At 62.5% G+C, this 23,358-nt stretch carries 20 protein-coding genes; 8 read left to right on the forward strand and 12 right to left on the reverse strand.

The annotated features are described in order from the left end of the window. Nucleotides 1-4 precede the first annotated feature (4 nt). Entirely contained in the window at nucleotides 5-2,353 is a 2,349-nt protein-coding gene (locus tag M1E07_RS21350) for a family 78 glycoside hydrolase catalytic domain (RefSeq protein ID WP_461188591.1), read from the forward strand. A gap of 251 nt (nucleotides 2,354-2,604) precedes the next feature. Beyond that, nucleotides 2,605-4,551 carry a hypothetical protein gene (locus M1E07_RS21355; protein WP_461188592.1) on the forward strand — a complete coding sequence of 649 codons (1,947 nt, stop codon included), beginning with the start codon at nucleotides 2,605-2,607 and terminating at the stop codon, nucleotides 4,549-4,551. Between the two features lie 559 nt (nucleotides 4,552-5,110). On the opposite strand, the gene M1E07_RS21360 is transcribed toward M1E07_RS21355, so the two are convergent. From M1E07_RS21360 to M1E07_RS21370, 3 genes are read right to left on the reverse strand one after another with little or no spacing between them, the layout of a single operon-like run. Next, nucleotides 5,111-5,851, reverse strand: coding sequence for an SMP-30/gluconolactonase/LRE family protein (locus M1E07_RS21360; protein WP_461190460.1), 741 nt, complete (start codon nucleotides 5,849-5,851; stop codon nucleotides 5,111-5,113). Then, nucleotides 5,733-6,146 (reverse strand): hypothetical protein, encoded by a 414-nt coding sequence (locus M1E07_RS21365; protein ID WP_461188593.1) that lies wholly within the window; start codon nucleotides 6,144-6,146, stop codon nucleotides 5,733-5,735. The genes M1E07_RS21360 and M1E07_RS21365 overlap by 119 nt, the downstream gene beginning before the upstream one ends. Further along, on the reverse strand, nucleotides 6,143-7,999 hold the full coding sequence (locus M1E07_RS21370; RefSeq protein ID WP_461188594.1) for a flavin-containing monooxygenase: 1,857 nt from the start codon (nucleotides 7,997-7,999) through the stop codon (nucleotides 6,143-6,145). Before M1E07_RS21370 ends, M1E07_RS21365 begins: the two co-directional genes overlap by 4 nt. A 277-nt stretch (nucleotides 8,000-8,276) precedes the next feature. Between M1E07_RS21370 and M1E07_RS21375 the strand changes: the two genes are divergently transcribed. Then, nucleotides 8,277-8,861: a TetR family transcriptional regulator gene (locus M1E07_RS21375; RefSeq protein WP_461190461.1), complete on the forward strand. Its 585-nt coding sequence runs from the start codon at nucleotides 8,277-8,279 to the stop codon at nucleotides 8,859-8,861. Nucleotides 8,862-9,190: 329 nt separating this feature from the next. On the opposite strand, the gene M1E07_RS21380 is transcribed toward M1E07_RS21375, so the two are convergent. Beyond that, nucleotides 9,191-9,781, reverse strand: coding sequence for a TetR/AcrR family transcriptional regulator (locus M1E07_RS21380; protein WP_461188595.1), 591 nt, complete (start codon nucleotides 9,779-9,781; stop codon nucleotides 9,191-9,193). Nucleotides 9,782-9,853: 72 nt separating this feature from the next. On the opposite strand from M1E07_RS21380, the gene M1E07_RS21385 reads away from it, so the two are divergent. Next, nucleotides 9,854-10,651: an SDR family NAD(P)-dependent oxidoreductase gene (locus M1E07_RS21385; protein ID WP_461188596.1), complete on the forward strand. Its 798-nt coding sequence runs from the start codon at nucleotides 9,854-9,856 to the stop codon at nucleotides 10,649-10,651. A 261-nt stretch (nucleotides 10,652-10,912) separates the two neighbouring features. Here M1E07_RS21385 and M1E07_RS21390 read toward each other — a convergent pair whose 3' ends face one another. From M1E07_RS21390 to M1E07_RS21400, 3 genes are all read right to left on the reverse strand, one after another. Next, nucleotides 10,913-12,166 (reverse strand): sugar ABC transporter permease, encoded by a 1,254-nt coding sequence (locus tag M1E07_RS21390; protein WP_461188597.1) that lies wholly within the window; start codon nucleotides 12,164-12,166, stop codon nucleotides 10,913-10,915. Next, nucleotides 12,163-12,975, reverse strand: a complete 813-nt coding sequence (locus tag M1E07_RS21395; RefSeq protein ID WP_461188598.1) for an ATP-binding cassette domain-containing protein — start codon at nucleotides 12,973-12,975, stop codon at nucleotides 12,163-12,165. Before M1E07_RS21395 ends, M1E07_RS21390 begins: the two co-directional genes overlap by 4 nt. A gap of 100 nt (nucleotides 12,976-13,075) precedes the next feature. After that, a complete protein-coding gene (locus tag M1E07_RS21400; protein ID WP_461188599.1) occupies nucleotides 13,076-14,152 on the reverse strand; it encodes an ABC transporter substrate-binding protein in 1,077 nt (358 codons plus the stop codon). Between the two features lie 202 nt (nucleotides 14,153-14,354). On the opposite strand from M1E07_RS21400, the gene M1E07_RS21405 reads away from it, so the two are divergent. After that, nucleotides 14,355-15,164, forward strand: coding sequence for a DeoR/GlpR family DNA-binding transcription regulator (locus M1E07_RS21405; protein ID WP_461188600.1), 810 nt, complete (start codon nucleotides 14,355-14,357; stop codon nucleotides 15,162-15,164). 119 nt (nucleotides 15,165-15,283) lie between these two features. Here the strand turns inward: M1E07_RS21405 and M1E07_RS21410 are convergent, their stop codons facing one another. The 5 genes from M1E07_RS21410 to M1E07_RS21430 all read right to left on the reverse strand — a co-directional run bounded on the left by M1E07_RS21410 (nucleotide 15,284) and on the right by M1E07_RS21430 (nucleotide 21,400). Further along, complete coding sequence (locus M1E07_RS21410; protein WP_461188601.1) at nucleotides 15,284-16,336, reverse strand: 2-hydroxyacid dehydrogenase; 1,053 nt, start codon at nucleotides 16,334-16,336, stop codon at nucleotides 15,284-15,286. Between the two features lie 16 nt (nucleotides 16,337-16,352). Further along, complete coding sequence (locus tag M1E07_RS21415; RefSeq protein ID WP_461188602.1) at nucleotides 16,353-16,991, reverse strand: histidine phosphatase family protein; 639 nt, start codon at nucleotides 16,989-16,991, stop codon at nucleotides 16,353-16,355. Further along, nucleotides 16,988-18,472, reverse strand: a complete 1,485-nt coding sequence (locus M1E07_RS21420) for an FGGY-family carbohydrate kinase (RefSeq protein ID WP_461188603.1) — start codon at nucleotides 18,470-18,472, stop codon at nucleotides 16,988-16,990. Before M1E07_RS21420 ends, M1E07_RS21415 begins: the two co-directional genes overlap by 4 nt. Next, nucleotides 18,469-20,070: an FGGY family carbohydrate kinase gene (locus tag M1E07_RS21425; RefSeq protein WP_461188604.1), complete on the reverse strand. Its 1,602-nt coding sequence runs from the start codon at nucleotides 20,068-20,070 to the stop codon at nucleotides 18,469-18,471. The genes M1E07_RS21420 and M1E07_RS21425 overlap by 4 nt, the downstream gene beginning before the upstream one ends. Nucleotides 20,071-20,170: 100 nt before the next feature. Then, nucleotides 20,171-21,400 carry an MFS transporter gene (locus M1E07_RS21430; RefSeq protein WP_461188605.1) on the reverse strand — a complete coding sequence of 410 codons (1,230 nt, stop codon included), beginning with the start codon at nucleotides 21,398-21,400 and terminating at the stop codon, nucleotides 20,171-20,173. A 505-nt stretch (nucleotides 21,401-21,905) separates the two neighbouring features. On the opposite strand from M1E07_RS21430, the gene M1E07_RS21435 reads away from it, so the two are divergent. The 3 genes from M1E07_RS21435 (at nucleotide 21,906) to M1E07_RS21445 (ending at nucleotide 23,059) form a co-directional block, all read left to right on the forward strand. Further along, nucleotides 21,906-22,205, forward strand: a complete 300-nt coding sequence (locus tag M1E07_RS21435; RefSeq protein ID WP_440154199.1) for a DUF4193 domain-containing protein — start codon at nucleotides 21,906-21,908, stop codon at nucleotides 22,203-22,205. Then, nucleotides 22,177-22,596 (forward strand): hypothetical protein, encoded by a 420-nt coding sequence (locus tag M1E07_RS21440; RefSeq protein ID WP_461188606.1) that lies wholly within the window; start codon nucleotides 22,177-22,179, stop codon nucleotides 22,594-22,596. Before M1E07_RS21435 ends, M1E07_RS21440 begins: the two co-directional genes overlap by 29 nt. 190 nt (nucleotides 22,597-22,786) lie before the next feature. Beyond that, nucleotides 22,787-23,059 carry a hypothetical protein gene (locus M1E07_RS21445; RefSeq protein ID WP_461188607.1) on the forward strand — a complete coding sequence of 91 codons (273 nt, stop codon included), beginning with the start codon at nucleotides 22,787-22,789 and terminating at the stop codon, nucleotides 23,057-23,059. The last annotated feature ends 299 nt before the right edge of the window (nucleotides 23,060-23,358 follow it).

The raw sequence follows: 23,358 nt of genomic DNA on the forward strand, positions 1-23,358 counted from the left end.
TAGTTTGCCCATCACAACCGTCACCGGTCCAAATGTCGACTTCGCCGATGCGAAGTGGATCTCTCCGATCGAGCCAGAAATCCCAGCGGCCGGCCACCGCCCCGCCTACGAGTTCTCCCGCACCTTCGCCATCGACTCGCCCTCGGATGGGCAACTGACGATTACGGCGCATGGCATCTATGAGGCCTTCGTCAATGGTGAGCGAGTAGGCACAGAGGAATTGGCGCCTGGCTTCACCAGCTACCGCAGCCGACTCTATGTTCAGGATCACGACGTTTCGGCCCTCCTTCGCCCCGGTGATAACCGGCTGACTATCGTCGTCAGCGACGGGTGGTGGCGAGGCAAATGCGGCGCTGCCCGAGTGCCGGACAACTTCGGAAAGTCCGTTGCTGTGATCGTCCGGCTGCAGATGCGTGACGCCAAGGGCAAGCTTAGCGAGATGTATACGGACGGTCATTGGCAATACCGCATAGGTCCCATTGTCGCCGCCGATCTGATGGATGGGCAGACGACGGATTTGCGGCGCACCGACGTTCAGGAATGGCATGTCGTGGGCATCTGCGCCGAAGCCGCCGATTCGACACATGACCTCGAGCGATCTCCGGCGCCACCGGTCCGCAGGGTTCGCGAGTACCCTCCGGTATCGATCAGCCGGCTTCCGTTTGGTCGACAAATCGTGGACTTCGGGACCAACCTGAACGGGTGGATACGCCTTTCCCGCCTCGGCCCGGCGGGGCGCACCACCGTCCTGACCCATGGCGAAGCGCTCACCCAAGATGGTGACCTGACTACCAGTCACGTCGAGTTCGAACTCCCAGGGCAGGGGCGCCTGCCCCTGGGGCAAATAGATCGAGTCACATCTCGTGGCGTCAGCGGAGACGTGTTCGAGCCTCGCCACACAACGCACGGCTTCCGATACGTCGCTGTGGATGGCTGCGACGAAGACCTGCAACCCGATGACATCACGGCCGTTATGGTTCGTAGCGATCTCACCCCCACGGGAACATTCTGGTGCGATAGCGCCGATATCACCCGGCTCCACGCCATCACTGTCCAGAGCTGGCAGAGCAACAGCTGCGACATTCCCACCGATTGCCCGCAGCGGGAGCGTTTGGGTTACACCGGCGACTTCCAGATTTTCATCGATGCGGCCGCGTACGTCGATGACATCTCAGGTTTCGCGCGGAAATGGTTGCGGTCACTCGCCGACGACCAGCACCCGGACGGGCGCATCACCAACGTCGCGCCCGATTGCGGCCCGCTTCCCGGTTTCCCGGCCGGCGCGATGGATGGGTCTGCCGGGTGGGGAGACGCCGCCACCATTGTTCCGTGGGCGCTGTACCAGGCATACGGCGACAAGACCCTCCTTCGTGACTCCCTCCCGATGATGCGCCGGTGGGTGGACTGGGCCGCTGACCGGGCTGCAACCGAGCGTCACCCAAGCCGCAGTGCGAAGCGGGCCGTCGCCGCCCCACACGAACGGTATCTCTGGGACACCGGCTTTCACTGGGGGGAATGGAGCGAACCCGACGAACCCGAGTTCGATTACACCGCTGACCAGGCGATCATCGCCACAGCCTACCTCGCCCGTTCCAGTCAGCTCGTGTCGCTCGCCGCTCTGGAGTTGGGGCAAAAGGATCTGGCTGAGCACTACCGCGCGCTGCACGAACAGGTCCGTGCAGCATGGCAAGCAGAATTCGTCTGCGGGGGAGAACTCCGTACCGACCGCCAGGCAAACCATGTACGGGCCCTCGCCTTCAACCTCGTTCCCGAAGAACTCCGCAGCACCATCGCGGACCGGCTCGTTCAATTGATCCGCTCCGCCGGTGACCATCTCAACACCGGATTCCTCGCGACCGGGATGCTGCTTACCACTCTGGCGGAGAACGGCCACCTTGATGTGGCTTACGACTTGCTCACTCAACGCACCGAACCTAGCTGGTTCACCATGCTGGATCGAGGCGCGACAACAGTTTGGGAGAGCTGGGGGGGCATTGACGAGTACGGCCGAGCGCACGCATCACAAGATCATTACTCCAAGGGTGCCGTAATTACGTTCCTGCACCGCTACGTTGCCGGAATCTTGCCGCACGCAGACGCGCCCGGCTACCGGAAGTTCACCCTCCGGATACGACCCACCGCGCACGTGAGCGCAGCCGCCGGGAGCCTTCAGACGCGGTACGGCACTATTCACAGCGCCTGGAACGTTACCGACGGCACCGTGCACCTGACCGCTTCCGTGCCCCCGGGAACGCAGGCCGTCATCGATCTCCCCGGTCGAGCACCGTTCACCGTTTCAGCAGGCGACCACCGCTTCAGCTCCGCGCTAGAGCTTGACTTGGCCCCCCGCTGAATCGCCCCTGTGCCTACGCACGCGGCCGACGGTCGCCGTTGACGGGGCCCTCATGGCGTGCCGGTAGCCAAACCGGCAAAGCCGACCACCGAAAAGCTCCTAGTGTCCTCCGCCCTGACCAGTTAGCCACTTGCCTTGCATAGAGAGCGAGCCCCCGCGTGCCAACCCGACAGACTCAAATTGAACAGGCGTTGCCCCTTGGATCGAAGTGGGATTTCGAAACGGAGGACGTCCTCTTCGCGGAGCCCTACTTGGATGTCGACGAGTGGCGTGATGGTCCCGTGCGGCACCGTTATGTGCACGGAGGTTTCGGTGCAACGGACACACGTTTCTCGTTTTATTTCCCAGAACCGCAGGGATATGAGGGTCGCTTCTTTCAGCATGTCACCCCGTTTCCGCAAAGCGAGCACTTAGGACCGACGGTTCCGCTTGAATTTAACAAGATCGCCTTCGCTAACAGCAGTGGTGCTTTCTATGTCGAGACCAATGGCGGGGGAGCGCGGGCGGGGGATCCTTCCGCAGGTCTTGACCCGACCATTTCCGCTTACCGGGCGAATGCAGCCGTTGCCCGGTTTGCCAGGGTGGTGGCCCGTGCGATCTTTGGCGAGCACCGTATCTACGGCTACCTCTATGGGGGCAGCGGTGGCGGTTATCGCACGATCGCCGGAGCAGAGAACTCCGGAGGCGCGTGGGACGGGTACGTTCCGTACGTCATTGGTAGCTCTATGGCCATCCCCAACGTCTTTTGCGTGCGGATGCATGCCCTGAGAGTTCTCCGCGGCCGAATGCCGGAGATCGCGGATGCTTATGATGCCGGCGGTGATCTCTCGGCCCTCCAGCTCAGCGAGGATGAGTCAGCGGCATTCGAAGAGGTGACGCGCATGGGTTTCCCGTTGCGGTCCTGGTTCGGATGGAAGACCATGGACCTGCATGGCTTCAGTGCGCTGTACCCGGGCGTCCTCGCCGCCGACCCGGCATACACAAGCGACTTCTGGACGATTAAGGGGTACCTTGGCGCCGATCCCGCGGCCTCTGTTCACCGCGACCGGGTGCAGTTTAACACTCAAGTCGTGGAGTTCATCCAGGAGGCCGCCCCTACTCAGCCTGCCTCCGGAGGCGTAGACGAGTCTTTCAAGCACGCTGAAGCTGCCGGGTCAGCACGCGTCGCCGCCATCAGGCTGGCCGAGACACCCACGGGTTGGATCCTCGGGGCGGAGTTGCGGATCATCAGCGGTGAAGCAGCAGGTCAGGTTGTTCGGCTCTCAGGCGTGGACCGGGATTTGGCCAAGGTCGAGGGATGGCAAGGCTCGTTTCCTTCCGGGCTTAAAGTCGGCGACGACGTAGTGCTGGACAATTCCAACTTCCTGGCAGTGCAGACGTACCACCGTCATCAGGTCCCCGGCCCGGAATTTGAAGTCTGGGACCAATTCCGGGACGAGAAGGGCGACCCACTTTATCCGCAGCGGCCCATGCTGCTGGGGCCCCTGATGAGTCGCGGCGCGACCGGCACTGCGATGACCGGGCGTATCGACGGGAAGATGATCGTCGTGGCATGCCTGCTGGACCGCGAGGCTTTTCCCTGGCAGGCCCACTGGTATCGCTCCCTGGTCCGCCGGCAACTCGGTGCCGCCGCCGACGACCAATTCCGCCTTTGGTACGTCGATAACGCGCTCCATGGTGATGAGGGACCGCAGGAGTTCCCGGCCCGTAGCGTGTCTTATCTCGGCGCCCTAGAGACGGCCCTTCTGCAGCTGGCCGACTGGGTGGAGAAAGGCATTGGGCCGGCGCCCTCGACCAACTACGAGATCAAGGATGGTCAGGTGGCGGTCCCTTCAAGGGCTGACAAGCGCGGAGGTGTGCAACCCTTGGTGTCGATCACGGTTGGCGGCTCTTCGCGAGCTGACGTCGGCGTGGGCGAGCCCGTCACCGTACGGGTCGAGGCGGAAGCCGTCGCGGGGGTCATCGTTGATTTGGTCGAGGTCATCACTGATCTGGATGGCACTGAGAGGATCGGTGAGCCATTCCAAATCGAGTCCGGCCCGCGCCTAGCGTTCGAAACGATACGCACTTTCGATGAACCAGGCACTCATTTCATCGCTGTGCGTGCAGCTGCACAGAGTGAAGGCGACACCGCATCCCCTCACGGACAAGTGCATAACATAGCGCGGGCCCGTGTGGTGGTCTACAGCCCCAACTAAAGGGACGCCGTGACAAGACCTTCTCAGGATACGGAGAATGATTGGTCAAGGAAGACTCGCTCACCGAACTCACCACAATGCTCACTGGATTCCAATCGGTTGCAAGCGACCGTTCAAAGGTATCGTGGCTTCGCCCGGTTCGATTCGACGGCGATTTCGGCCGTGATAACTCAGCCTACGACCGCTACTACGGTGACCTTGCGGTGCACTCCAATCCATGCCTTGGACCGCTCGAAAAGGGCCCATTCACCGCGTTCAAAGTAGTGACGGGAGACCTTAGCACCAAGGGTGGCGTCGTCACCGACGCCGACGCGAGGACGGCACTGCCATCGACGGGCTCTACCCAGCGGGCAACAACTCAGCCTCCGTCGTGGGAGGACTTACCCCGGCCCAGGTCGACCATCGGACCTGCTGTCGTGTGCGATCTCCACGGGCTCGGCCGAGGGCACGCATGGCCGACTGAACCGGGCGGGAAATCTCACCCATCTCTAACCTCAACACAAAAATTTCATTCAAGCCTGGTGCCGGCTGTCCCTACTGCCGCGACAAGCGCCGCTGGTCACCCACCGTTTGACTGTCGTATTCCCTTGGCAAGTGCGTCGAATGAGTAGAGGAATCCCCCGTCGCGTCCACTAACCGTGACGAAAGCCTCGGTCGTACCCGGTTTAATGGCCACGTTGGTAGCTGAGCTGAGGCCCGACTTGTCTGCACGTGGGATGTCGATGGTTCTGACGAGCTCTCCTGCGCTGTTGTAAATGAGCACCGCGGGCCGGTTGTGCAGCCCCATATAGAGATTTCCGTTTGCATCGACCGATACTGAGTCGACTTGCGCGGTGCCCGCAGAGGCGTAAATGGCTGGGTGGGCGGTAGCGACGGCCGTGCCCGGTTCGGTCAGCGTGAGGTAATCGACGCGATTGCCGGTGTTTAGGCTTAGCCAGAGAGCGTTGTCATCCGGAGAGAAGCTAATGCCGTTCGGCGACTCCAGGTGTGCGGCCAGGACCGCGGACTGGGCGGTTGTGCCGTCGATGCGGACAAGGCGCCCCGTCGCATCCCAGTACGGGGCGCGCGCTCCAGCGGCATCGGTGACGTAAAGGTTGCCGTCGGAGTCAAAGGAGATGTCATCAGGCTGCATAGGGGTTCCGTCGACGGGCCCCGTGAAGACGTCCTGCACGTCCTGGCCGTCAGTGTTCATGCTGCGGACCGCTCCACTGAGGAAGTCGGTGACGTACAGGCGACCGTTCCTGGGATTGAATTGGGCCGAGGTCAGTGCTCCGGTCGTCCGTATATACCGGGCTGACAGTTTCCCCTTCGATGTCTACCCGCAGGACTTTGCCTGCTCCGGGAGGCGCCGTGACGTCGACGAGGTAGAGGTTGCCGTCCGGGCCGAAGGTGGGTCCCTCAAGCAGGGTCATGCCGGTCGCATGGTGCACGGATGTCACCTGCATGACGCGCACGGCTTTTTGAACCGATCCTTTGTCCCTGCTTGACGTCGCGTCCATTGGTGGGGGAGTGGCGCCGCAGCCGGCAAGCGTCGTTGTCAGGAGGAGGGCGGCCGCGGGCGCCAGGATGTGGGGCTTGGGCAGGAGGGGTTTCATCGTGCGGCACCGGCTGTTTCGCCGAGCAGTAGATCTTCGTCCAGTCCCAGGGACAGGATGTCAGCCATGTCTCCGTCGCGCCATTCGCGCAGGAGCCGGTGGAACGCTACGGGACCGGGGCTGTAGGATGCGCCTGCGATGGAGCGGGTGCCTTCGCCGTTGTAGTACCCCGGCGTGCATTCGGCCTGAAAGGCCCGGTTGTCGATTGCGGTCTCATGGACTGTGCGCACCCAGGCGTCCTCGGCGGCGGCCGTGGGTTCGATGAAACGTGCACCGACGGCCCGGCCCCGTCCGATGACTGCTGCGATGTGTTCGGCCTGTTCGAGGAGGATGTGCGCGAAATTTACGGAGTTGGCGTTCTGGATGCCGCTGAGGTGGAACAGGTTCGGGAAGCCGTGTGAGGAAAAGCCGTGCAGTGTGCGGGGACCTTTGGCCCAGGCCTCAAGCAGGGTCCGTCCGTCACGGCCGATCACGGGCAGGGTGCCGGACATGACCCCGGAGATGCCCACCTCGAAACCGGTGGCAAAGATGACGCAATCGACCTCGTACTCGGCGTCCCCGACGACGACGGAGGTTTCGGTCATGCAGGTGATACCGCCGGTGTCGGCGGTGTCGACGAGCGTGACGTTGGGCCGGTTGAAGGTCTGCAGGTAGGTGTCGCTGAAGCCGGGGCGCTTGCACATGTAGCGGTACCAAGGCTTGAGGGCTTCCGCGGTGGCGGGATCCTCGACGATCTGGTCCACCCGGGTGCGGAGCCGGTTCATCGTGAGGAAATCATCGATTTCGTCGAGCCGTTCACGCTCCTCGGCCGGGAGGGTGGTGTCCACCGAGCCGGAAAGGATTTTTCGCTGGAGGTTTGTGGTCGCCGTCCAGCCGTCCTGGACTAGGCTTTCCTCCACTGGCTCCCCGGCGAGGACGGCGAGAAAGTTCTCCATCCGCTCGCGCTGCCATCCGGGTTTCAGGGATGCGGCCCATTCCGGGTCGGTGGGGCGGTTGTCCCTCACATCGACGGTGGAGGGGGTTCTCTGGAAGACGATCAGTTCCTTTGCGTCGGCGCCGACGTGCGGGACGACCTGAAGGCCTGTTGCCCCTGTGCCCACTACTGCTACGCGTTTGCTTGCAAGGCCCGTCAGGCCGCCGTCAGGGGTGCCACCCGTGTAGGCGTAGTCCCAGCGGCTGGTGTGGAAGGTGTGCCCCCGGAAGTTTTCGATTCCGGAAATTCCGGGCAGTTTCGGCTGCGTCAGGGTCCCTGAGGAGGTGACCACGAAGCGTGCCCGGAAGCGGTCAGCGCGGTCGGTCTCAACGATCCATTCTTCTGCTTCTCCGTCCCATTCGAGCCGGGTTGTGCGGGTCTGAAAGAGGCTGTCCCGGTAGAGGTCGAACCGGTTGGCGATGGCGATGGCGTGCTGCCGGATTTCCTCGCCGGGCGCATAACGCCACTTCGGGACGTACCCGACTTCTTCGAGCAGCGGGAGGTATACGTAGGACTCGATGTCGCAGTGGATGCCGGGATAACGGTTCCAGTACCAGGTTCCTCCCACATCGCCCGCTTCGTCCATCAGCCGTACAGAATCCACGCCCTGCTCGCGGAGGCGTGAGGCAGTAAGGAGTCCTCCGAACCCGGCGCCGATGACCAGGACTTCGACCCGGTCTGTCTTGGGTTCACGTTCGGTCCGCGGCGTGTAGGGGTCTTTGGCGTAGTAGCCGAATTCGCCGGCGGTACGGCGGTACTGCTTTACCCCGTCGGGGTGGATGCGCCGGTCACGCTCTTGGCGGTACTTCGCGCGCAGGGCCTCGATGTTCAGATCCTCTGCGTCCACGTTGGCGAGAGTTGTTTTTGGGTCATCGGCCATGGTGGCTGTGCTCCTTTTGCAAATTGTCGTCGTTCCGGTGGCGTCTGAGGATTCACTCAGTTCCGGAAGCTTTGCCTGAATCGGAATCAAGATGGTCTGCGTAAACGAGGGAGTCATCCCCGCGAAGGCGAGCCCAGCGATGAGCAGATTTGGCCGCGCGTGTTTTGTGAGACGGGCTCTTCCACCATATTGACGGTGCGCTCAGTTGGGCTCCTGAACAAGTTGAGATGAAATATCCGAATTGATACTGCATCTCAGACTTTATACTAGGTCCGTGATGATGAACATTCGGGATAGAACCCGGGATGCGGTTAGGGCGGAACTGGCAAAGGCGGTACTTGAGGTATTCCTTAAACGCGGCTACGGCGTGACGGTCGATGACGCCGCCCGTGAGGCAGGGATCTCCCGGGCAACGTTCTTCCGATACTTTGGAAGCAAAGAAGACGTGGTCGTCGCATCCGTCGAAAGCGCCAAGGATGACTATTTAGCAGCCCTCAGAGAACTACCCGAAGGAAAACACCTCACGGGGTGGCGCCTTGTCCGCGCAGCCATCGAACCAGTCGTCCTGTCTGCAACCAACGACCCAGACAGCCTGCGAGCCAGGCTCCTCCTCATCGCGGGGGAACCCGCGCTGAAGCGGCGACTGCTGGAACGACGGGCCGCACACGCGGAGGCGCTTATTGCCGCCCTAGCTGAGCACCACGGTGACAGCTTTTCAGCCCGCGTTCTGGCCGCTGCGGGGCTCGCCGCGGTCGATGTCGCCTGGGAAGACTGGGCGCGACGTGAGGGCGCGGACTTCCGTGCCATCATCGATGACATCTTCGAACGCCTCGAGAGCGCCGGGGAGCCACAGCAAGACTAATACCCGCTAAGAGAATTCGGCCAAATGGGCCAGTAGAAGCAACTCCGTGTCAGCGATGGTCGAAAAGTGAGCCATTTCGTGGGCGTCACAATGGCTCACTTTTCGACCGTCACCGACACTCCGGCGCAAACGATGGAATCAGTCCGGCGTCAAGGAAGACTTGATGCGCGGTGCATGAGGAGGGCGCCCGAATGTATTCGGTTCGGATACTGCGCGCGATTGGGGCTCGATGAGACTCGCTTGCGGCAGGAGCTGACGAAGCCTCCTCTTGCGGCTGGACAGGATGTCTGAGAACAAGACCGAAGCCCCGCCGGCAGTTGGCAGGCGATTCAGTGTGCGCGGCGGATTGCCCGTACTGCGGCATCGTAGAGCTCGAAGAGGTCGACCTGGCCGCGTAGCCGGGACCATTCCTCCGTGGCGGCCTGGAGGCATGTGATTGCCGCTGCTGCGATTGCTCGCGCCTCGAGCGCTCGGTGGTCCGACGGGGGGAGCCGTTGCTCGATCTGGGGTGCGAGCAGTTCTTGCCAGCGTGCCTGTTTCTCCGCGTGCCCGGCGCGCAGTGATTCACTTCCGAAGAGGAGGGTGACGAACTCAAGCCGTTTTTCAGCGGTTGTCGCGATCTCTTCAAGCACGCGGAATGCTGCACGCAGGGAAGCCCAGATGTCTTTATCGGCAGGGGAGGCGGCGAAGCTGGCAGCGATTCGCTCGCCCTGTTCTGACAGCCCGCTGAGCGCGAGGTCCTCCTTGCTCTTGAAGTAGTTGAACAGTGTGCGCCTGGAGACGCCGGCGGCGGCGGCCACCTCGTCGACGGTGGTCTCGTCGTAGCCCTTTTCAGCGAATACCGCCATAGCGGTCTGTGCAATCAGTGAACGGACCACAGCCCGGGTCTGTTGTCGCAGGGGAGGAGGTGAAACAGCCATGCACTCATGGTACATGCTTGCACCACAAACATTTCTTTGCACTGGGTGCAACAACATGCATATGGTGTACTCATGAAAGCAATTGACTACACGAACCAGACCACTATCGTCACTGGAGCAAGCTCCGGCCTGGGCGCGGAATTCGCCCGGCAGTTAGCGAGTCGGGGCTCCAACCTTGTCCTCGTGGCCCGGCGCGCCGACCGCCTGGAGGCGCTTGCCCACGAACTCACGCTCGCCCATAAGGTCAAGGTGACCGTCCTGGCCCGCGATCTTGGCCGTCCTGACGCCGGCCGCACCCTTCGTGCCGAGCTTGAAGACCGAGGGATCCAGGCGACGAGCCTGGTCAACAACGCCGGCTTCGGCAGTCATGACGAGTTCGGCGACGAGGATCCCGAGCGCCTCCAGAGCATGATCGCCCTGAATGTCAGCTCCCTTGTCGACCTGAGCCACGCGTACTTCGAGCCGTTGAAGGCCGGCAGGGGCGTTCTTATCAATGTCGCGAGCCTTCTCGGCTTTCAGCCCACTCCCTATCTCAGCGTGTACGGCGCGACCAAGGCGTTCGTGTTGAGCTTTACCGAGTCCCTTTGGGAGGAGGCCCGTGGCTCGGAACTCCGCGTGCTCGCGGTATGCCCCGGGGCGATGGAGACAGAGTTCTTTGACGCCGCTGGCAGTCAGTCCGCTGACTACGGCACCGCCAGAGCGACGCCGCAGCATGTTGTGCGGACAGCGCTCCAGACCCTCGACCGCCGCTTTGCGCCGCCGTCGGTGGTGACCAATGGCCGGCCGCTGGCCATTGCGACCAGGTTCCTGCCCCGCCGGATAGTGGTGCAGGCCATGGGCCGGATGGCACGGCCGGCCGCGCGCGTCTAGCAACGCCCCTCGGAGTCGACCCTAGTGAGCTCCCCTGCTGTATGGGCTTCCGTCGTTTCTCTTTTCGGTTATATCTGGTTGATCGTGGGTGGCCACACCACTGATGGAGGATCCGGCGGCGACGCTACGCGGGTTCGGACGGCCATGAGGCCGGTGAAGGCGGTGCCTTCACCGGCCTCATGGCCGAGATTCTCTTGAGTTAAGACTGCACGCCCGACGCCGTCCGGTCCTTTATTTCGGCCGGCGCCGGTGTGAGTGTTGTTAGGCCCTGCCGTGGGAGGTCCGGGATCTGCGTGCGACTGAGTCGAGGGTGACGGCGAGGAGTAGCACGACGCCGGTGACCATGAAGCGGAAGGATGAATCCAGGTTGAGCAGGGTGAGTCCGCTGGATATTGATTGGATCACGATGATGCCGAGGATGGCTGCGAAGGCACTTCCCCGTCCGCCGAAGAGGCTGGTTCCGCCGATTACGGCGGCGGCGATTGCGTTCAGGTTCACGTCGCCGGTGCCGCTTCCCTGGTTGGCTGCGGCGAGCCGGGCTGCTCCGAGGAGACCGCCGACTGCTGCGAGGGTGGAGCAGGTGATGAATACGGAGGTGTAGATGGCTTTGACGTTGATGCCTGCGCGACGTGCTGCTTCGGGGTTGCCTCCCACTGCGTATACGAATCGGCCCCACTGGGTGCGTTTGAGCATGTAGTTCAGGATCAGTGTCAGGGCGATGAAGAGCACGAACATCCAGCCGATTCCGCGGCCCCGATTCAGATACCAGACGGCAATGCCGAGGGCGACGAGCAACAGGCCGGCCCTTAGGGCCATGTTTTGCAGGGACATGGCGGACAGCCCGGCTTGTTTACGTGCGCGGGCGTGGACGTAGTCGGTGGCGAACAGGCCGGCCGCGGCGGCGACGAGCACGTAGGACAGCCAGACGGGTACAAATGCCAGTTGGGCGAAGAACACCAGGGGCGAGTCGAAGGGTAGGTTGATGGAGCCCTTGGCGCCGAGGATATACAGCTGCAGTCCCAGGAATCCGAGCAGCCCGGCGAGGGTGATGACGAAGCTTGGGACGCCGAAGCGGTTGAAGACCTGGCCGTAGACCCATCCGATGACAGCTCCGAGGCCGATGGTGGAGAGGATGACCAACCAGACCGGCCAGCCCATGTTCACCGAGGTGACTGCCACGACGGCGGCGGAAAGGCCGCTGACGGAGCCGACGGAGAGATCGATCTGGGCGACGAGAAGGACGGTGACGATGCCGAGGGCGATGATGCCGACCGCGGAGCTTTCCATGGCCAGGTTTACCAGGTTGGCAGGGGAAAGAAATATGGGGTTGAGGATTTGGAGGACCGCCCAGATGACGACCAGCCCGCCAATGACGGGCAGGACGCCGAGGTCCCCGGAACGGGTGCGGTCCAGGAATGCTTTGTACTGTCCGCGCAGGCCTGTCCGGTCCTGGAGCCTTTCGTCCTGCAGGTCCAGTGCGAGGGCGCTTGGTGTGGGCTGGGTTTTGGTGTTCATGATGTCTGGGTCTCCTGGCTGGTGCTGCGCGCTGCGGAGCGCCGCGTCACGACGTTGTCGCTCGCTCCGGTGATCGCGGCAATGAGCTCTTCTGTTGAGACGTCCCCTACGCGGAAGTCTCCGTTGTTGCGGCCCAGGCGTAGTACGACCACGCGGTCGGCGACTGCCTGAACGTCAGCCATGTTGTGGCTGATCATGATGACGCCGTGGCCGCGTTCGCGCAGCCGTTCGACGAGATTGAGGACTTCTGCGGTTTGTGCCACGCCCAGGGCGGCGGTGGGTTCGTCCAGGATGACGATTTTGGGGTCGCCGAGCAGTGAACGGGCGATGGCAACGGTCTGCCGCTGGCCGCCGGAGAGGGACGCGATTTGCGTCCGGACCGAAGGGATTTTGGCCGATAGTTGTTTGAGAAGTTCCCAGGAGCGGACTTCCATGTCCACTTCGTTGAGCCGCAGCGGGGAAAGTTCCCGTCCGAGGAACAGGTTGTCCACGACGGTGAGGTTGTCGCAGAGGGCGAGATCCTGGAAGACGGTGGCGATGCCCAGGTGCTGGGCTGCGGCCGGGCTGGAAATGGATACTTCCTGGCCTTCGAACGTTACGGTGCCTGAGTCTGGTGCATGCACGCCGGAGAGTACTTTGACCAGCGTTGATTTTCCGGCCCCGTTGTCACCGACGATAGCGACGACTTCCCCCGCGGCGACGTCCAGGTCGATGTCCATGAGCGCTGCTACGGCGCCGAAGGATTTGTTGATGCCGCGCAGTGTCAGCAGCTGGCGGGTTCCTGCTGGGGCGGTGGATGGTGTTGACATGTTTTTCCCTGTTGTTCCATGGGCCTTGATGGGTGCTTGGTGGGGCGGCGTCCCGGTGCGTGATGGTTGCCGCCGGGACGCCGCTGCTGCGAGGGGTTGGCTACTTGATACCCGCGGTTGCGCAGGCGGCAGCGTAGGTTGCGGTGCAGAGCTCGGAGGTCTTTACGATTCCGGTGTCCACGAGAGTCTCTTTGAGGTTCTCGGCCGTTACGACGGTGGGAACGAAGAGTTCGGAGGGGGTGTTGAACAGGGTGGTTTTGCCTTCGGGCTTCTCACCCTTGGCGAAGGAGTAGGCGATCTGAGCTGCGGCCTCGGCCACTGTTTTGATGGGCTTGGAGATGGTGTTGTACTGGTCGCCGGCGACGATGCGCTGTGCTGCGGCGAGTTCGGCATCGTTGCCCGTCACGGGCGGAACCGGGGCTCCGGCGGCCTTGAATGCTGCGATGGTGCCGCCGGCCGTACCGTCGTTGGCGGCGACGACGCCGGCGATCTTTCCCGGGAACTGAGTGATCTGGCCGGTGACCCAGTCCTGGGCCTTTGTTGGTTCCCAGCCGGGGGTGTCGAACTCGGCCAGAAGGTCAAAGCCGCTGGTATCGACGGCGGAGTGGCTGCCCTTCTTGATCAAGCCTGCCGCCGCGTCGGTGGGGGATCCGTTGACCTGGAGCAGCCCGCCCTGGGCATTGCTGGACTTGAGGTGATCAACCAGCGACTGGGCGATCATCGCGCCGATCTTTTCATTGTCGAATGACACGTAGTAGTCGGCGGCGGCATCGGGGATCGGGCGGTCATAGGCAATGATCGGGACGTTCTGCGCTTTGGCCGAATTCACGATCGTGGCGGCCGCGGCAGAGTCGACGGGATCAATAACAATGGCCTTCACTCCTTGGGCGAGTGCCGAGTTGGCCTGTTCCTGCTGCTTGGCGGCGCTGGCGTTGGCATTGGAGTAGATGACGCTGCATCCCCCGCAGAGTTCCTTCACTTTGGCCTCAAACAGCGGCTTGTCGAAAAGTTCGTAACGTGTGGAGGCGATGTCCGGCATCAAAAACGCGATCTTGGCAGCAGAAGCATCCCCTGCCGGGCCCCCGGCTGAACCCTGGTCAGCGCAGCCAACCACTGCAGTACCCAATACGGCGGTTGCGGCCGCGACAGTCATGAGCCGCTTGTAGAAGTTCTTCATTGAATTCTCTTTCTTGAGGTGTGCAAGCCAATCAGGCCACCCTTGGCCTCAACTTGTATGTCGAGAATAACAGAAAAAATGTGAAGTAGCTCACCAAAACTGATAAATTGTTACCTAAGTTCTGAGGGCATATCCTAGGCAGGAGCACGCCCCACGATCCCCGCAGAAGCGGATCCCGCGCGCAAAAACGAAAGCGAGCACCATGAACGACAGCCCCGGACTCAAAAAGCCGCGCGTTAACCGGCAGCGGCGGATCATCGAGCATGTGGTCGAGACGGGTTTTTCCAGCGCCGCCGATCTTGCTGCGCTAACAAACGTGAGCCTCATGACGATCCATCGGGACATCGACGACCTGGCCACCCGGGGAATTCTGCGGAAAGTCCACGGCGGAGTTTCGGCGCTGCCGTCTACGGTTTTCGAAGCCAGCTCCGAAATCCGGATGCAGATCCAGCCTCAGGCCAAGGCAGCCCTGGCACGCAAGGCGTTGGAAATGGTCGAGCCAGGCATGTCAGTAATGCTGGATGATTCGACCACTGTCTTCGCGCTGGCACGGCTGCTCAATGACGTAGGTCCTTTGACTGTCATCACGAACTACAGGCAGGCCATCGAGTTGTTCCGCGAGAACGATGACATCCGCCTGATTGTCACCGGTGGCCAGTACTCCAGGACGCACGATTCCTTCATCGGCCTTCCAAACGACAGCTCCTTCAGCTCCTACGCAGTGGATGTTGTCTTCCAGTCAACGTCCACAATGGGCGCGGAGATGACCTACCACCAGGAGCAGGATGTCGTGCACATGAAGCGCGCCATGCTGAAGGCAGGTACCCGGCGGGTGCTGATGATGGACGGTGCGAAAGTCGGCCGGACATCCCTGCACCACTACGTTCCGGTAAGTGAATTCACCGATCTGATCCTCACGGACGACGTCCCGGCCGAGTTCAGGGACGCGGTGGCAGAGCACACCCGGCTGCACATCGCTCCCGTGCGTTCGGCCCACGCCCAGACAGGGTAGTCCTCTTCCCTGTGCCCCAGATTGGGTCCTTTCACCGACGTGGCCCACGGCCTGCACCAGGTGGAGACCAGGGTGCCGGTCTTTCCTCGAAGACCGGCACCACCACGCGGTTGGCAGCGCTATACGGTGCCGGCTGACACGAGGGCCTCGGGGTTTGCGCAATGGGCAAGAGGTTCCCCGGCCAGGTAGCGGCGCACGTCCTCGGCGACGATCCGGGCAGCCTTTACTGCTGTTGCCTTGCTGGCTCCGGCCAGGTGGGGGGTCATCACGATGTTCGGGGTGGTCAGCAGCCGTGAGGCGGCCGGGATGGGTTCTTCAGGGAAGACGTCGAAGGCTGCGCCGAAGAGGTGGCAGGTATCCAGGGCGTCGCAGAGCGCGTCGTAGTCCAGCAATGCCCCGCGGGCGCAGTTGACGATGATGGATCCTGGCTGCATCGCGGCGATTTGTTCGGCGCCGATCATTCCTGTTGTTTCCGGTGTGACCCGTGCGTGAAGGGACAGGACGTTGGAACGGGCGAGCAGTTCGTCGAATTCGACCTTCTGGGCCTGCCCGGCGAGGACTTCTTCTGTGACGTAGGGGTCGTGTACGAGCACGGTCGCGCCGAAGCCTTGGAGCATCCGGGCGACGCGGCTGCCGATGGCTCCGTAGCCCACGAGTCCGACCGTGCTGCCTTCGAGTTCCGGGCCGACGTTTTCGTACATGTAGTAGTCACCGCGCCAGGTGCCGACCGAAAGGTCGGCGTTGGTCTGGGGAATACGCCGCATGGCGGCCAGCATCATGCCCAGGGTGTGCTCTGCGGTTGCTGCCGCGTTGCGTCCCGGTGCAGATGTCACGGCAACGCCGTGGCGGGTTGCCGCTTCGATGTTTGCGTTGACCGGACCTCCACGGCTGATGCAGAACAATTTCAGGTCCGGGCAGGCTCGCAGGACTTTTTCGGTCAACGGGGCCATCTGGGTGACGCAGATTTCCACTCCCTGAAGGGCTGCGATCAGTTCATCTTCGGTCCCTGAGGCTTCGTCGACTTCAGCAACGCGGCCGAAGGGAACCACCGGCCAGGGCAGGGTGAGTTCCGTGAAGGAAACGTCGTGCCCGGCGGCTTCCTTGGTGACGGCGCCGGTAAGCAGGCCATTGAGGACGAAGTGATCGCCCGCGGCGAGAATCTTTGTGGTCATGACGGGTCTCCTTGGATCAGGCGTGGGATGGGGTGGCCGGCACGACACTGGCCGCAACGGGTGTGTTGAATTCGAGCACAGAGACATAGCCGTCCCTGACACTGATTTCGGTGAGGGAGCAATTTCGGATGGCGGGGAAGACCCGGCGGTACTCACTCAGGGAGATACCGATCATGTGGCACAGGGCCAGACGGATTGCCGTGGTATGGGCGACGACCAGCACCCGTCCGTCCGGGTGCTTCCGGTTAATCTCCTGGAGGCTTTCCACAAAGCGGGCTGCCGCCTTGAAGGGGTCCTCTCCACCCGGGAGGTGATGCTTCGCGGGGTCGGATCGGAAGTGCGCCAGTGCCTTCGGGAACTGTTGTTCCATCTCCGCGGTCGTCATTCCTTCGCCCTCGCCGAAGTCCAGTTCGCGGAGCCGCTGGTCCACCTGCACGGTAAGGCCAGTGGTCCTGGCGCTGGCGGCAGCAGTGGTTTGGGCCCGGCTTAGCGTGGACGCGTAGATGGCTGTGAGTCCGGCACTTTTGGCCCAGTCGGCGAGCTGGGCTGCCTGATCGCGGCCCCGGGGGGTCAGATCGATGTCGCTGATGCCGGCGTAGCGGTTTTCGGCGTGCCAGACGGTTTCACCGTGGCGGCACAGGATGATGTTGGTCATGCGTTGGTCCTTTTGATGGCGTGTTCAGCGGCGGTGGAATCCAGCCACCCGCGCTGTTCGAGTTCGGTGATGAGGCGGACGTAGGAGTCATCGAAGCGCCCTGCGGCGCCGGGGCGGGGGTCGATGACCTCGCGGACCTTGACCATTTCGGCTGCGACGTCGGCGGTTGCACGGTCGGGGGAGGCAGCAAGAACGGCCATGCCGAGGGCAGGCTCGGCGTTGTGGGGAAGCGTTACCGGGCGGCCGAGGACATCGGCGCGCAACTGGTTCCAGTAGGAGCTTTTGGTGGCACCGCCGGTGAGCACGAGGCTCCCGTCAATGGGGGCCCCGAGGAGGTCCAGGTAGTCAAAGCAGAGCCGTTCGATGAACGCCACACCTTGAAGGGCTGCGGCGTACCGGTCGCCCTCGTCATCGGATGTTCCCAGCGTGAAACCGCGGGCCTGCGGGGCCGCGAACGGAAACCTTTCACCCGATGAGACCAGGGGATAGGTCAGGACGGGAGACGGTTCCCGCTGTGAAGCCATGCCTTCCAGGATGCTGAGGTCTTTGCCGGCGAAGTCCCGGGAAATAACCCCTGCCCCGGTGCTGGAGGCGCCCCCCGGAAGCCAGTCCCCGTCAGGGCTCTTGTGGGAGTACACGACGCCGAGGGGGTCCTGGATGAGGTCCCGGGTCACCCCCTTGAGTATCAAGGTGGTGCCGACAACAGAATTCCAGCTGCCGACTTTCAAGGCACCGGAACCCAATTGGGCCGCGCACCCATCCGTTGCGCCTGAGATGACGGGAGTGCCTGCCGGGATGCCGGTGGCACGGGCGGCTTCAGCCGAGACGGTCCCGATTCGTGTTCCTGACCGGACCAGCTCCGGAAGCATCTGCTGGGGGACACCCAACTCGTCAAAGACCGCTTCGGGCCATTGCTCGTTAATCAGGTGTGCCCCGGTTTTGAGGGCGCTGCTCAGGTCTGTGGGGACGGGATGGCCCGTGAGCCGCTCGTTGATGAAGTCTGACTGGTGCAGCATCCGGGTCCCGGCGTTCGGGGTTGCCGGATCGTTGATGAGCCAGAGCAGCTTCGGAAGGGCCCAGGGCGCTTGCATCCGTTTGTAGCCCAACGCGTTCCAGACACTGGAGCCGGCCTGGTTTACTTTGTCGACTTCATAGCCGACACGACCATCGTCATACATGATTCCGGGTGTGACGGGGTTGCCGTGGGCGTCAGCCAGGAGGATTGTTCCCGAGGTTGCGTCCACCGCGACGCCCAGGACTTTGTGCTGGTTCAGGCCTTGAAGTGCTTCCGAGGCAGCTGTCGAGACGGCAGTCCACCATTGCTCGGGGTCCTGCTCGTGCCGTTGTCCGTCGCGGCGGCTGGTGAGCTTTTGGGTGCCGGATCCCAGGACGTCGCCCGCGGCGTTGACGGCCAGAGCGCGCACGCTTTGTGTTCCGAGGTCCAGGCCGACCCAGATGCCGTCGCTGTTCGTTGTTGTCATGGGGTTCCTTCCAGCGTTGCCGGGTATCTGCCGGGAACGGTGAGGTCGGCTGATCTTTCAGCCGGATTCGGGACGATGGCCGGCAAGGGTCCTGTGGTCCCGGGCTTGGGATTGCGGGCCCGCATGGCTGCCAGCCGCGGCCATGTTTGGCTGACGGAGGCCCTCAGCACTTGGAAGTCTGCATACAGGCCGGAGTAGATATCGGCTCTGTGCGGGTCGGGGGTGAAGGTGTCCCGAACACGCACATACCAGGAGGAGACCTCTTCAACGCGGGCTGCGCCGCCAGTGGCGACGAGTCCGACGAGGAAGGCACCCTTGGCGCCTACCTCGGTGTCGGTGGATCGCAGGACCGGGACTCCGGTGATGTCGGCGATCAGCTGGAGCCAGATGGGGTTGGCCGCGCCGCCGCCGCAGACCCTGAGTTCGGTTGGGGTGACTCCCGAAGTGCTGAGGCAGTCACGGATGACCAGGGTGAGTCCTTCCATCACCGCCCGTGCGAAATGTTCACGCCCGTGATCGAACGACAGGCCAAGGAACGAGCCACGGGCCTGCGCGTCAAGGAAGGGAGCCCGTTCCCCGGCCGGTGAAAGGTAAGGCACGAAAGCAAGGCCACCCGCACCGGGAGCGCAGGTGTCGGCGAGTTCGGCGAGTTCGGTGGGGTTGTCCAGGTCCAGGAGCTGGCACGCCCACTGGATTACTTCACCGCCGGCCAGGGTGGGGAATGCGTTGAGGTATTTGCCGGGAAGGCCCAATGCGACCGTCAGCCCGGCTGACTTTCCTGCTGTGGTGACGGTGTCGGCAACGATTTCCGTGCACAGGGTCGTGCCGAGGATGCTGCAGGCCTGGCCGGGTTCGACCGCTCCCACGCCTATTGCCGTGGAGGCTATGTCGTAGGAGGACATCACGATCGGCAGTCCTGCGGGCAGGCCCATCTCCAGGGCCGCCTCTTTGGACAGGCCTGCGACGCGGCGGTCATCGCTCCGCAGTTCCGGGAGCATTGGTTGCGCCCATTCCATGCCGTAGAGCTTCAGCAGCTCAGGGGAGTACTGGCGGGTGCGGATGTCCATGAACGGGGCGGCACCGTCTGATTCGTCAATGGCGAACTCGCCGGTCATCCGGGCGAAGAGCCAGCCGCCGCAGGTAAGGGACGCGTGGGAGCGGTCAAGCCTTTCGGGGTCGTTCTGCTGCAGCCAGGTGAGGATGGCGTTCGGCAGTCCCGGAAAGGTCTGGGACCCGTTGATCTGGAAAGCCTGCTCGAGCACCCCTTGGCGCGACCAGTCCTCGACGATTGCCGCGGCCCTTCCGTCGTTCCACAGAATCGCAGGCCCGGTTGGTTCCACGGCCGCATCAACGAGCCAGCATCCGTCGCCCTGGGCGGTGATCGCCAGGAAGTCGATATCCGACTTTAGTTGGCGCTGGACACTGCGGACGGAAAAGACCACCGCATCCCAGACGGCGAGCATGTCCTGCTCGGCCCAGCCCGGCTGAGGGCGGCTGACGGACGTGGCCTGACGGACAACCACCATTTCAGTGCCTTCTTCGTCATAGCCGACCGCTTTGATCATTGTGGTGCCGGCATCAACAGCGATGACCGCCATGGTGTGGACCTCTCATTTGTTGTTGGAGCATCTGCCCGCAATGGGCGACTCGGAACTGAAGACTTTGGACTTTTTGCCGCTGTATCAGGTCTAGCGGAGACTACCGGCTGCTACCAGATGCAACGGCGTGCCGGGAGGCGGCGGGGAGTTTCAGCTGCCAGCTCATCACCGCGCTGAGCAGGTAGAGCCCGGCGAAGATCCACATCACACCGCCGACTCCGACCAGGGAAAGGAACAGCGTCACGATGAGGGGTCCGAGGAAGACGGACAGGCCGGCGCCGAAGTTCAGGGCTGACATGGCGGCGCCTTTGTGCTCCGGCGCCAGTGACGGCATCAACGCCGACAACGGGACGAATCCGGCCAGGGTGGCACCATAGGCTGCGCCGACAGCCATCGCCACGATGAGGTTTGGTCCGGTGGCCAGGGGCACGTAGTAGAACGCCAGAGTGGTGATTGCACACCCGACGCCGCCGAACAATGCGATCGTCTGCCGCCAGCCGAACTTATCGCCGACGATTCCGAAGATCAGGTTGAAAAAGATGTTGGTCAGGAACACCACGCTGAGGATTTGAAGCCACTCGCTGAGCTCAAAGCCGATGTCCTTGGTGAAGAAGACCGGCAGGAACACCAGGAAACCAAACTGGGACGCGGTGTTGATGGCCCGTACTGCTGCGCCCATGCCGATGCGTGGGTTGCGCCAAAGGATGGTCAGGCTCGAGGCCAGGGTTGCGACAGGCTTCTCGCCTTCCGGGGCCAGCCTCGAATAGCCTGTGCGTTCCCGGACTGTTGTGAGGACGACAAGTCCGCCAAGGATGACGAGGCCAAGGGCGATCCACAGCGTATTGAAAGCGCCTACTGCCGGGATGGTGGCGCTTGCCAGCAGGGAGCCAAGGGTCGGCAAGCCACCGGTGAAAGCAAACCAGAACCATCCCACGGCCGAACCAAGCCGGTGGGTGGGGGTGCAGGCGGCAATCCAGACGAGGAAGCCGTAGGCGAAGAGCGGGTAGCCCAATCCTCGAAGTCCGTAACTGACAAGCAGGAGGGTGAAGTCCAGGGAAGGAAGGGCCACGGTGAGAAGGATGATCTGGAACGACACCCACAGGACAAGCCCCAGGATCATTACCCGGCGTGGACCCCACAGGTCGGATAGGGCCCCGGAGGCCCAGGCTGCGACGCCGGCTGCAACGCCATAAACAGTGAAGAGGAGCCCTACCTGGCCCTGTTCAAGACCCCTGTCCAGCAGGAAGGTGGAGAGGTATCCGGATTCGACCCCGTCACCAATCATGAAGACGAGCAGCCCGACAAATCCCCAACGCAAAGCGTGGGGCATGCCAAGACGATTGGCCCACGAGCGGGAAGTAACGAGCTGTTTTAGTGCTGAATTAGTGGGGGAAGCGGAAGGTGCGACCATTGCAATCTCCTGGGTGGCGGCACCGAAACCGCTTCTTTGCGGAAGGCTTTCAGGTGCCAGGGGATAAGACTATGTGATCAATCTAACGCCTTCCTCGGGCGGTCTGTCAACTTTTTTGTTATTTCTAACAATATTTATGTTACCCACTGCGGTCCAAGCGGGGCCGATGCCTGCTGGCCGACGCCCTATGGGAAACAACGCGCGCTGGTAATGTCCAGCGTGGCAAGCATCGAGAGGCTGTTCTAACTTGCCCCCCTCGGCAAAGTCGACCGGCTGCGGCCTCGCGCGGGCGTTGGCATAGGCCTTTCCTCTTCCGGTTTAGTAGGGGAGGCAAGTTACGGCACCGCTTTTTTGGGGAATTCTTCCAATGTCCTGTACGTTGCAGGACCGGTAACCCGCCCCAACAGAGAAGAGATGCACCGCCGTGGCAACCGATTACGACGAACTGCGCACCGACGTTAAGGAGTCCCAGGAAAATTCGCTGGAGGCCCTGAAGTCCGCCAAAGCACCGGATGCGAAGTCTGTGGTTCAGGAGCTCGACGAGGCGGATACCCTCGACGGCCTGACCCCGGGCGGCGAGTTCATTGCCGAAGAGCTCGTTGTGCAGGTCATTCCGCAGGCTGATGATGAGTTCACCTGTTACTCGTGCTTCCTGGTCCGGCACCGTTCGCAGAAGGCGCGCGAGAAAGACGGCCATGCCTACTGTGTCGAATGTGAGGGCTGAGCCCCGCTACTGGCCGGCTGTCCCGGAGCAGGTCTGGGACGGCATCGGCGAAGAATTTACCCTGCCAACCGCGGCAGAGATGGAAACCCGCTTCCGGTCTCTCGGCGAGTCCGAAGGGATGCGCCGGACCGTCCGGGTGTTTATCGGCGAGGAAACCTTCTGCCGGGGCTTCCAGCTCAAAGACGGGGTTCTCCACGAACCCGTACTGCGGCTCTTTGACCACGCCATGGCGCTGAAGATCCGGCATAACGTGTTCGCCGCGTGGATGGTCAGCCCGCTGTCAGCCGGGGCGCGCTTCAGACCCGTGGACATGCTGGACAGCTTGACGCTGCTCCAGAGCTCCCTCGCTGCTTTCGCAGACAGGTACCGTCCGGTCGAAAAACGACGCTGACGCCTTGATGGCTACTCTCTTTGGCCAGGCGTGCATGAGTCGAGGTCTTCAGCTGGTTTTGGGTTCTGGTCCTCAACGGTGCCACGTGAGGCTCGACTCTCTTGGAGCGAAAAAGGAATAGGGACGCCTTCCAGCGCCTTGTTGCTGATGGGGCCGCTGACCGTTGGCTGCCTCATTCGAAAGGACCCTCTTGCCCACAGCTTTCATTCCCTTCACCATGCGCGCGTCAGCCCGTAATGACCACCGCGGCACCTTCCGCACTGACATTGAACGACTGAGCGCCGGACACCGGCACTGGGCGCCCCTTGACGTGCTCAGGTCCACGAATACCCAAGCAATTTTCCGCGGTGCCGTCCCGAAGGGCGCACACACCGCGACTGATGCGAGCCTTGCACGCTTCCTCCAGGACCGTCTCGCCACTGTTGACATCCATCTGGACCTCAGCGTCACGATCGAGCGATAGCCTGCCCCAAAGTCCCGGACCCTCGGTCCGGGGCTTTTCTTGTGCCCGCTATAGCCACCAGTCCGGTCACACCAAAGGAAGGCCAAAGGAGCAACGATCGGCGTGGCGTCAGAATAGGGCGAAATTTCCCCCTTTATTGACAGTCGCTCATGATGTTCTCAAATCCCACCCTGACAGTCGAAGGGCAGGAAACCGAGGTGCGGTAGCCCGAAAATCATCGAGATAGGCCAAAGAATCGGGACTCGATGAGACTCGCTTGCGACAGGAGCTGACGAAGTCCCCTCTTGCGGCTCGACAGG

The organism is Arthrobacter sp. Z4-13, assembly GCF_054792705.1.